The organism is Rothia sp. 88186D007BW (assembly GCF_053544215.1).
Genome location: NZ_JBPPTR010000011.1, coordinates 87,476 through 96,467, shown reverse-complemented (window position 1 = coordinate 96,467; position 8,992 = coordinate 87,476). Strand labels below are relative to the sequence as shown.

The window sequence follows — 8,992 nt, the reverse complement described above, 5'->3', positions numbered from 1 at the left end:
AGTTGGTGTTCTGTTGTCATGGTGTTATTTTCTCCTGTTGGGGTTGGGAGGGTTTACACCGTTTTCCTGACAGTCCCGTGCCATTTTCGCAGGGTTTCGGGGCCGTTGCCGAGGCGTTCTCCGATGTTTCGGCAGGCGGTGTAGATGCCTGTGTCGGGGTTGTTTTCGAGGTGGTCGTCCAGTAGGCGTAGGGCTCGTGTTTTGAGTTCGGCGGGGTATTGGGTGGGCATGGGTTTATTCCTTTGTTTTTTGTTTGTTTTCAATTTTAGGGTTCGGAACTAAACCCAGTAAATATCAGTTGGTGCTTCGGGTGCTGGGTCGACGTTTACGTTTCCGTATACGGATAATTTGAAGGTCGGGTTGGTGCCAGTATCGTAGGGTGCATTAATAACTTTTTGAGTTGCACCAGAGCCGTGAGACGCGTATCAGAAGCAAGGCTGTATTTTTTGAGTACAAGTGTTGTGTATGTCTTGGGTCACTGGTAGCCTGGCCGTGGGGTCGCTCCTGAGGAGGCCCCACGACACTACACCCATATTTCAAAGGTCCAAAGATGAGCTATCTGGAGGATAATCATGAAGCAAATAGCTTTTGTAGGCGCCGGAGCCGCAGCACTCATGTTGGTGCCTACCATTACTAGTGGGGCTTATGCATCAACCCAGATAGCGATAGACCAGCACTATGAAGAGCAGATTATCCAGGAGCTGGACGAACTCGAGCAAGACTCTCTGGAGAACAAATTTGTCGTAGAAGAAGAAAACAAAGTTCAACTTACCACTTTCGACGGTATATCCTCGCTGAGCCTTCCCGGAACCGATGTTGGCCAAACCGTTGATTCCGCTCAGCTTCCCAAAGAACTATTCTCCGGGATAGGTGAACCTGTACTAAATACAAGTAGCCAGGGAGCTACTATTTCTACATATGAAACGAGCCGGGGACACCAAACTCTCATCTCGATACCAGATTCTTCAGCAGCAAAAGACTACAGATTTGAAATTGGCGTTCCTGACGGTGGACGAGTACTTCAGAAAGAAGACGGAAGCATAGATATCCTCTCGTCTTCGGATGAAGTAGTAATGAGTTATGCATCTCCGTGGGCATTAGACTCAGTTGGAAATAAGGTTCCTACACATTACACCGTGGAGGGGAACGCCCTGATTCAAACGATTGAATTTACCGAAGATACCGCGTTCCCTGTTGTAGCAGATTCTGAAGGTTTTTGGGGCTGGGCTGAGTGCGTTGGAGTGCTTGGTGTAGAAGTTCTACCTTTATTTGTTCCAGGAGGGAAGCTGGCTGTTGCTGGAGTTAAAATTGCCGCAAAATTTGGAAGCGTCAAGAAAGGCGTGGAATTCATCGTACGCTCTCGCAAAGCTTTTAATGGGTGGGATGCCTACATGGCGCACCTAAAGAAAACTTATGGCAATGTATTTGCTGATGTGCTTGGTATTACTGCTGTTCGACACGCTTGCTTCTCATAGAGCCTTAGAAAGAAGTAAATATGCGCGACGTGGAGTATCCTCTTTTGCACGTATCGATAGTTCTAGCCCTTGTAACGATTCTAGGGGTTGATGGATTCGATGGCTACCTTCGGTACCTTATTCCTATCTTGGTTGCCGGGGTTCTGGTTACCTCGTGGTGGCGTCTGATTTCTTTGCGTAATTCTAACAGGCGCTAGTACACCAGATACAATAACTTTCTCATCATCATTTGGCGGAAAGGCGTTAGTTCTAGTAGGACTAACGCCTTTTCTTTTTGTTCGTGCTCTAGATACTAAATTTCCTCTTCCTTATCTTTGCGGCGCTTTTTGCCTGTTAGGAAGGCCCAGGGACCTGTACCAATGGCTACGAGAACTCCGGCGATACTAGTAAAGGTATACTACGGCGAGATGCTCTTAGAAGTATTCTCAGCAGTTTCTGCTTCCGACTCAGCCTGCGATGAAGCTCCTGACGTTGTGTTGTTACGGTTGGGCGCTGTGGGGTCACTGCTGGTAGGGGTTTGTGCCTGTGCAATCTCTACGCGAGCTGGAGATTAGCAAAGGGGAGAAAGACTCCTTCAAACTTTCAACGAACCTAGCGAAACCCGTCTCGGGATGTCTAAGGAAGGGTATCAAGGTAAAGGTGCCGCCTTACAGAAAGGTACTGAGATTTGGAATAGTCTGCGTACCGATGCGCAGGGATTGCTGAACGTGGGAATCTTTCACATGTTAGAGGAGTTGCCGGTTTTTGTTGATGGAGTAGGGGCAGATGTGACATCAGACCTGACTACTCGTATCATCTTCGAGCCTTTAGCTCTTTTTACTCAGAAGATGCTCGCTGAATACCCTCAACTTACTAGCGGAAACCATAAGATAGAAGCTATTCGTCGAAACGTATGGGACTCCCAGGCTAAAACCTGGATGGAAAAGGAATTTCTTCTTCCTGTAGTCGACAATCACCCTTTGCTTCTTGTTCCCCGCAACTGGGCACGCGCTAATGCTAGGGGCTTCAAGTGTGTATGCTCATGTTTGGGCAGAGAGCATGGTGGTGGTGAGGGTCGGCGGTGGATTCCAGTAGGAGACACTGAGGGTTATTATTCATAAGGGGTACCCCCTTATGAATAACCCTCTAAGTATCTACATCAGCTAATGATTGGGCGTCAGCAGTATTTGCCCCTCGGTAGTTACGGTCACTAGCTTACTACCTGGTTTGAATGATGGCGAGACCAGCTCACGAAGGTTGCTTCGAGGGGTGCAACTGGGGCTTTGCTGGATTCGCCGCCTGGTGAACACCGGAGCAGAAGATGTTGCTCAGCTTAATCGGGCCGGTATGGAGCGGTATGTGAAGGATTCGGTGATGTTCATTGGGCCGGCTGCTCCACCCCTGACCTACACCACCAAAACAGTCCTTGAAGGCTCCCTCTCACCCTAGAAACCATAAAAACCAGTTTTGAAGGGCGATGACTACGGCGGCAAATGAAAGATAGGACAGCTAAACCGACTAGCTCACTACCGCGCCCCTCCCCCACCAACTATCACGCTGCTCACCACCGTCCGTATTTGGGTATAACACCGTTTGGCAAGGGAAGAGACGGTACACCAGGAGACGGGGGCGGCTCTGACTCCCTGCACATCTCACATGATTCGAAAGGATTCCCTTTGGTGGAAACCACTGTCTATGACCAGCCAGCTTCGACTGGTTCCCGGCCCCGTCCCACGGTCAATTTCAGCCAGGCAATCAAAAATAATTTCAAGTACCTCTTCCACTTCTCAGGTAGAGCATCTCGCTCAGAGTTCTGGTGGGTTTACGGTGCCTTCTCTCTTGTGTCGCTCATCATCGCGATTATCTTGACCTTTGCCTTCAATCACAGACTCAGCGAAATGGATAAGTTCGAGGCACTCACCACTCAGTACGCGAATGGTGAAATCACCTACGCTGAGTACCATTCTCTGGCCGAAAGTGGCACCGGCCCTGCCTACGGCGTCATTATTCTTCTCGGCCTTCTCTTGCTCTGGTCGCTTATCTCTTTGGCCTGTACCCTAGCTGTTAGCTGGCGCAGACTCCAGGACGCTGGTTTCCATGGGGCCTTCTACCTGCTTTCTCTCGTAGGTTTTTTGGCATTGTCCCCTTTGTCATGTACTTCTTCCCCAGCTCCCCCAAGGGCTACCAGTACGACAAGCCCGCCGATATAGATCGCCCCTAAATCGCAACTACCTGCTGTATCAGGTACATAAAGCAAAAACAGTGAGAGCGCGTAGATTCTACGTGCTCTCACTGTTTTAACCGGTCACAGTGGGCGGGGCTGCCTTTTTACACCTAGAGTTAGGCATCCAAGCAGGCCGGGCCCAGCAACACCTTGAGATCACCAAAGAGGGCCGGGTTGGGGTTGACCCGCAGATCCGCCCCTAAGCGGATGAGTAGGCGCTTAGTGCGGGTCGTCATAGCAATGCGCACCTCAGATTCACCCTTGTGATTCCGCAAAATATCGCGCAGCTGCCCCAGGGTCTCTTCAGTTGCCTTATACTCAGGAATAGCGATTGTGACCGGCCCGCTGGTGCCGTCCGCTGAAATCTCAGGGATATTCAGCTCCTGGGCGCTCAGGGTTACCGAACCATCATCGCGGCGCTGTAGGCGCCCCTTGATAGTGCAGATCAGATCTTCTGCCAGCACCCCAGCAATCGGCTCATAAGCACGGCCAAAGAACATCACCTCAATGGAACCGGTGCGGTCCTCCATCTCGATACGGGCATAAGGGTTACCGGAGTTCTTCGCGATACGACGCGAAACGCTGGTAATCATGCCAGCGACAGTCACAATAGCGCCATCGGGCTTGACCGAGTCCTCAGAGACCAGGCCTTGAATCGTAGAGTCAGAAAGAGCGTCAAGGGCATCTTCCAGGCCACGCAGGGGGTGGTCAGAGACGTAAAGGCCCAGCATCTCACGCTCAAAGTTGAGCTTATCGCGCTTCTCCCACTCAGGGACGTCTGGAACCTGTACCGCCAGCTCATTGGTCGGGTTATCATCGTCCATACCCAACCCGCCAAAGAGGTCGAACTGGCCAGCAGCTTCTTGACGTTTAACCGAGACGGTTGCGTCAATAGCCTCTTCATGGATCATGGACAGTGGACGCCGGTCATGGCCCAGGGAGTCAAAGGCACCGGCCTTAATGAGAGAGTCCACGGTTCGCTTGTTACAGACAACGATGGGCACTTTAGCTAAGAAGTCGTTGAAGTTCTCGTAGCGGCCCTTTTTTTCGCGGGCCTCAACCATGGCAGAAACCACGTTAGCGCCCACGTTACGGATAGCGCCCATACCGAAGCGGATATCATCACCGACCGGGGTGAAGTTCAGGGCAGATTCGTTTACATCAGGCGGTAGCACCGTGATCTTCATGTGGCGGCACTCGTTCAGGTACAGGGCGAGTTTGTCCTTATCATCACCCACCGAGGTCAGCAGGGCAGCCATGTACTCCTGGGGGTAGTGGGCCTTCAGATAAGCCGTCCAGTAGGACACCAGACCGTAGGCTGCCGTGTGGGCCTTGTTGAAGGCGTAGTCAGAGAAGGGCAACAGGATATCCCAGAGGGCCTTGACCGCACCCTCAGAGTAGCCGTTATCAATCATGCCCTGGTGGAAGGTGGCATACTGCTTATCCAGCTCCTCCTTCTTCTTCTTACCCATAGCACGACGCAAAATATCTGCCTCACCCAGAGAGTAATTAGCGACCTTCTGGGCAATCGCCATCACCTGCTCCTGGTACACAATCAGGCCGTAGGTGGTATCAAGAATCTCAGCCAGAGGCTCCTCAAGCTCCGGGTGAATCGGGGCGACTTCCTGCAGGCCATTCTTACGCAGAGCATAGTTGGTATGCGAGTTCGCGCCCATCGGGCCCGGGCGGTAAAGCGCCAAAACCGCCGAAATGTGCTCAAAATGGTCAGGCTGCATGAGCTTAAGCAGCTGACGCATGGGTCCACCATCAAGCTGAAAAACACCTAGCGTATCGCCACGGGCTAGTAGCTTATAAGACTCAACATCATCCAGTTCCAGGGTTTCAAGATCCAAATCTGTACCGCGGTTGAGCTTAATATTCTCAATGGCATCAGAGATGATGGTCAGGTTACGCAGACCCAAGAAGTCCATCTTAATCAGCCCCAGCCCCTCACAGGTGGGGTAATCGAACTGGGTGATAACCTGCCCGTCCTGCTCACGGCGCATAATGGGGATAACGTCAATCAGGTTATGGCTAGACATAATGACGCCCGCCGCGTGCACACCCCACTGGCGCTTCAGACCCTCAATACCCTTAGCGGTCTCAAAAACCTTTGACGCATCAGGGTCAGACTCAATCAGGTCACGCAGCTCCTGGGCATCGTTATAGCGTTTGTCCTCGGGGTTATAGACGTTAGCCAGGGCAATGTTCTTACCCATGACGTCATCAGGCATGGCCTTAGTGAGACGCTCACCGGTAGAGAAGGGGTAGCCCAGCACGCGGGAGGAGTCTTTCAGGGCCTGCTTGGCCTTGATAGTACCGTAGGTGACGATCATTGCCACCTTGTCTTCGCCGTACTTCTCGGTCACATAGTGAATCACTTCAGAACGGCGGCGATCATCGAAGTCCACATCGAAGTCGGGCATAGAGACACGGTCAGGGTTAAGGAAGCGCTCAAAAATCAGGTCGTGATCGAGCGGGTTCAGGTCAGTAATACGCATAGCGTAAGCAACCATAGAACCTGCACCCGAACCACGGCCAGGGCCCACACGGATACCGTTCTCCTTAGCCCAGTTGATGAAGTCAGCAACCACCAAAAAGTAGCCGGGGAAGCCCATCTGCGAGATGATGCCCACCTCATATTCAGCTTGCTTGCGCACCTCATCAGGTATGCCCTTGGGGAAACGGTAGTGCAGGCCACGCTCAACCTCTTTCACGAACCAGGATTCCTCGTTCTCCCCCTCAGGCACGGGGAAGTTAGGCATATAGTTAGCCTTGGTGTTGAACTCCACCGAGCAGCGCTCAGCGATTTCCATGGTGTTATTGCAAGCTTCAGGGTAATCGCGGAAGAGATCACGCATCTCAGCTGGTGATTTCAAATAGAAGTTATCAGCATCGAACTTAAAACGCTTGGGGTCCTGCAAGGTAGCACCAGACTGCACGCACAGCAAGGCAGCATGGGCTTTAGCGTCCTCTTCGTGGGTGTAGTGCAGGTCGTTGGTAGCAACCAGGGGCAGGTTGAGTTCCTTAGCCAGCTTGAGCAGATCAGCCATGACTTTTTTCTCAATATCAAGCCCGTGATCCATGAGCTCGCAGTAGAAGTTTTCCTTACCGAAAATATCGCGGAAATCGCTCGCTGCTTGCATAGCCTCCTTGTACTGGCCCAGGCGCAGACGGGTCTGCACCTCACCGGAGGGGCAGCCGGTAGTTGCAATCAGACCCTTACCGTACGTTTGCAGTAGCTCCCGGTCCATACGCGGCTTATAGAAGTGCCCCTCAAGAGAGGCCAGAGAGGACGCCCGGAAGAGGTTATGCATACCCTGGGTATTCTCTGCCCACATAGTCATATGGGTGTAGGCACCACCACCGGAGACATCATCACGCCCACCCTCACCAAACTTCACGCGAGTGCGGTCCTGGCGGGCAGTACCCGGCGTCAGATAAGCCTCAACACCAATAATGGGTTTAACCCCAGCATTTTTTGCCTTATTCCAAAAGTCAAAGGCACCGAAGAGGAAGCCGTGGTCGGTAGTAGCCAAGGCATTCATGCCCAACTGTTTAGAGCGCTCAAAGAGGTCAGTTAGGCGGGCAGCACCATCGAGCATGGAATACTCGGTGTGCACGTGCAGGTGAGTAAAATCAGTGTTAGCCATACAAGTTACGTCCTTAGCGTCGGGCTCTAGAAGTTGCCCTCGCGCAGGGTATCAAGAGCGTACTGAAGATCAGGGGTGTAAGGGCTTTCAAACTCCACCTGCTCACCACTGGTAGGGTGGGTGAAGCCCAGACGGTGGGCGTGCAACCACTGACGGGTAAGGCCCAGGTGGGCACTCATGGCAGGGTCCGCCCCGTAGGTCAAATCACCGGCGCAGGGGTGGCGCAAAGCTGAAAAGTGCACACGAATCTGGTGGGTGCGCCCGGTTTCCAGATGCACTTCAACCAAGGACGCTGGCCCAAAGGCCTCAAGCACCTCATAGTGGGTGATAGCGGTCTTCCCATCCTCATTGACCGCAAACTTCCACTCACTCCCAGGGTGACGGCCAATAGGGGCATCAATGGTGCCCTTCAGCGGGTCAGGTAGACCCTGCACCAGAGTGTGATAAATCTTGGTGACAGTACGGTCCTTGAAAGCATTTTTCATGACCGAATAAGCACGCTCGTTCTTAGTCACCACCATCAGCCCAGAAGTGCCAACATCCAAACGGTGCACAATGCCCTGGCGTTCAGCAGCGCCACTGGTAGCAATATCAACACCAGCATGCTTCAAAGCCCCCACCACAGTAGGCCCATGCCAGCCCATCGACGGGTGTGCCGCAACCCCGGTGGGCTTATCAACCACCACAATGTCATCATCCTGGTAGACAATCGAAAAACCATCCACCTGCTCAGCCTCAATCTGGGTTAGATCACGCGGCGGGGTACCGGCAGCCTGCACAGTCATTCCCTCCAGAAGTTTAGAGGAGGCCTTAACCTTCACCGGCCTGCCCTGAGCATCAAGAAGCTGCACCTCCCCGTCCTTAACCCAGTTACTGACCGTTGTGCGGGACTGGCCGCTCACATCCGCCAGCAGAGTATCAAGACGGGCACCGGCCTGGTCAGCGCCCACCACATATGTCAGTTCAACCTTCTCAGACACTAAACCTCAACCTCCTTCTTCGTGGCCTTATCGGCTCGTACTTCACGCCGGCCATCTAAGCGATACCCCAGAAAAGTCAGCAAAACAATCGCTGCCATCGAGACACAAATAGCAGCATCAGCAATATTAAAAATCGCAAAATTTGGTACAGAAATATAATCAACCACATGCCCTAGACCAAAACCAGGCGCACGGAACAAACGGTCATGCAAATTCCCCACGATACCGCCAGCCAAAATAGCCAGCAAAATCACCCAGGGCAGGGTCTTAGCTCGCACCACTAAGGTCAAAGCCACCAAGGCACCCACCACCGAAATCAGGGTAAAAAGCCAGGTAGAACCCTCACCCATTGAAAAAGCAGCCCCCGGATTCAGGTAATAACGCCACCACAACCACCCATCAATAACCGTAATGGTCTGGCCAAGCGTCATAGTGGTCTCTACCAAGTACTTAACCCACTGGTCAGCCCCATAGACCAGGGCAAATAAAGCTAGGGCCAGCAGGGTCTTAGCCACCCCAGAAATCGTACGCACAGGCACCAAAACTGTGCCCTCCTGCCGGGTGTTACCCACCGTGCTCCCTGTCTCCAAAAGTCAAAACTGCACACACCAGCTTATCGCGTTCACCCCATAGCCGGTACCACAAACCAGTATCTTAAACATCTCAGGCGGCCCCTCACCA

The 8,992-nt window shown here is 52.6% G+C and carries 7 protein-coding genes; 3 read left to right on the top strand and 4 right to left on the bottom strand.

The genetic code is table 11. The annotated features are described in order from the left end of the window. Nucleotides 1–53: 53 nt before the first annotated feature. Nucleotides 54–230, bottom strand: coding sequence for a hypothetical protein (locus ACEE09_RS07725; RefSeq protein WP_449083558.1), 177 nt, complete (start codon nt 228–230; stop codon nt 54–56). A gap of 342 nt (nt 231–572) precedes the next feature. Between ACEE09_RS07725 and ACEE09_RS07720 the strand changes: the two genes are divergently transcribed. The 3 genes from ACEE09_RS07720 (at nt 573) to ACEE09_RS07710 (ending at nt 3,664) form a co-directional block, all read left to right on the top strand. Next, complete coding sequence (locus tag ACEE09_RS07720; protein ID WP_449083556.1) at nt 573–1,475, top strand: hypothetical protein; 903 nt, start codon at nt 573–575, stop codon at nt 1,473–1,475. A 1,248-nt stretch (nt 1,476–2,723) separates the two neighbouring features. Beyond that, entirely contained in the window at nt 2,724–2,903 is a 180-nt protein-coding gene (locus tag ACEE09_RS07715) for a hypothetical protein (protein WP_449083554.1), read from the top strand. A 230-nt stretch (nt 2,904–3,133) separates the two neighbouring features. Further along, nucleotides 3,134–3,664, top strand: coding sequence for a DUF805 domain-containing protein (locus tag ACEE09_RS07710; RefSeq protein WP_449083552.1), 531 nt, complete (start codon nt 3,134–3,136; stop codon nt 3,662–3,664). A gap of 130 nt (nt 3,665–3,794) precedes the next feature. Here the strand turns inward: ACEE09_RS07710 and dnaE are convergent, their stop codons facing one another. The 3 genes from dnaE to lspA are packed head-to-tail and all read right to left on the bottom strand — an operon-like array spanning nt 3,795 to nt 8,883. Further along, nucleotides 3,795–7,331, bottom strand: a complete 3,537-nt coding sequence (gene dnaE, locus ACEE09_RS07705) for a DNA polymerase III subunit alpha (RefSeq protein WP_449083550.1) — start codon at nt 7,329–7,331, stop codon at nt 3,795–3,797. 26 nt (nt 7,332–7,357) lie between these two features. Then, nucleotides 7,358–8,311 carry an RluA family pseudouridine synthase gene (locus ACEE09_RS07700; protein ID WP_449083548.1) on the bottom strand — a complete coding sequence of 318 codons (954 nt, stop codon included), beginning with the start codon at nt 8,309–8,311 and terminating at the stop codon, nt 7,358–7,360. Next, nucleotides 8,311–8,883, bottom strand: a complete 573-nt coding sequence (gene lspA, locus ACEE09_RS07695) for a signal peptidase II (RefSeq protein WP_449083547.1) — start codon at nt 8,881–8,883, stop codon at nt 8,311–8,313. Before lspA ends, ACEE09_RS07700 begins: the two co-directional genes overlap by 1 nt. Nucleotides 8,884–8,992: the final 109 nt, after the last annotated feature.

Bases quoted from the DNA above. Each gene is read 5' to 3' on its own strand.
- ACEE09_RS07725 (WP_449083558.1), bottom strand. From the start codon at position 230: ATGCCCACCCAATACCCCGCCGAACTCAAAACACGAGCCCTACGCCTA.
- ACEE09_RS07720 (WP_449083556.1), top strand. From the start codon at position 573: ATGAAGCAAATAGCTTTTGTAGGCGCCGGAGCCGCAGCACTCATGTTG.
- dnaE (WP_449083550.1), bottom strand. From the start codon at position 7,331: ATGGCTAACACTGATTTTACTCACCTGCACGTGCACACCGAGTATTCC.